The following is a 1,262-nucleotide window of genomic DNA, read 5'->3' on the forward strand; positions in this document are numbered from 1 at the left end:
ACTGCACGGCCTGTCGGTCCAGCTCGCCGAGGCCCTCGCCGAGTACTGGCACGCCCGGGTCCGCTCCGAACTCGGCATCGACGTCTACGACCCGACCGGTCTGGACGGCATGTTGCGTACGGAGTACCAGGGCTGCCGCTACTCGCTCGGCTATCCGGCCTGCCCCGACCTGGAGGACCGGGCCAAGATCGCGGATCTGCTGAAGCCGGAGCGCATCGGCGTCCACCTCTCCGAGGAGTTCCAGCTCCACCCGGAGCAGTCCACCGACGCCATCGTCGTCCACCACCCCGAGGCGTCGTACTTCAACGCCGGAGGATGGGGATGACCACCTTCTCGTTCGAATTCTTCCCGCCGCGGACCGCCGCGGGGGAGCGGATCCTGTGGGAAGCGGTCCGCCGGGTGGAGGCGCTACGGCCGGACTTCGTCTCCGTCACCTACGGGGCCGGGGGCTCGTCGCGTGACCGCACCGTCGCCGTCACCCGGCGCATCGCCGCCGAGACGACCCTGCGCCCGGTCGCCCACCTCACTGCCGTCGGCCACTCGGTCGCCGAGCTGCGTCACATCATCGGCGCCTACGCGGACGCCGGCATCCGCGACGTCCTCGTCCTGCGCGGCGACCCCCCGGGCGATCCCAAAGGTCCCTGGGTGCCGCATCCCGACGGTTTCACCCACGCCTACCAGCTGGTGGAACTGGTGCGTTCGCTGGGCGACTTCAGGATCGGGGTGGCCGCCTTCCCGGAGAAGCACCCGCGCTCGCCCGACTGGGAGTCGGACATCCGGCACTTCGTGGCCAAGTGCCGGGCGGGCGCCGACTACGCGATCACGCAGATGTTCTTCGACGTGGAGGACTACCTGCGGCTGCGGGACCGGGTGACGGCGGCCGGCTGCGACATCCCGATCATCCCGGAGATCATGCCGACCACCGACGTGCGGCAGATCCGCCGCTTCGCCGAACTCAGCGATGCGGCCTTCCCCGAGGACCTGGCCCACAGCCTGGAGGCCGCTCGTCACGATCCGGCAGCCAGCCACCGCATCGGTGTCGACCATGCCACCCACATGGCCGAGCGCCTGCTCGCCGAGGGCGCCCCCGGCCTGCACTACATCACCCTCAACAAGTCCACTGCGGCCCTGGACATCCACCGCAACGTCATGAATTCGAGGAGCCTCCATGCCGGCTGACTTCACCGACTTCAAGGTCGCCGACCTTTCCCTGGCCGAGTTCGGCCGCAAGGAGATCAGCCTCGCCGAGCACGAGATGCCCG

3 protein-coding genes are annotated in these 1,262 nt (G+C 69.6%); all 3 read left to right on the top strand.

Features of this window, described 5'->3' with window-relative positions:
* The coding region (locus tag A2U95_RS17400) for a vitamin B12 dependent-methionine synthase activation domain-containing protein (RefSeq protein WP_166023589.1) at positions 1–325 on the top strand (325 nt) is incomplete at its 5' end.
* Entirely contained in the window at positions 322–1,179 is an 858-nt protein-coding gene (metF, locus tag A2U95_RS17405) for a methylenetetrahydrofolate reductase [NAD(P)H] (protein ID WP_166023591.1), read from the top strand. The genes A2U95_RS17400 and metF, both read left to right, overlap by 4 nt.
* The coding region (locus A2U95_RS17410; protein ID WP_166023593.1) for an adenosylhomocysteinase at positions 1,169–1,262 on the top strand (94 nt) is incomplete at its 3' end. The genes metF and A2U95_RS17410, both read left to right, overlap by 11 nt.

It is taken from the genome of Streptomyces chilikensis, assembly GCF_001642695.1.
Classification (GTDB): Bacteria; Actinomycetota; Actinomycetes; order Streptomycetales; family Streptomycetaceae; genus Streptomyces; species Streptomyces chilikensis.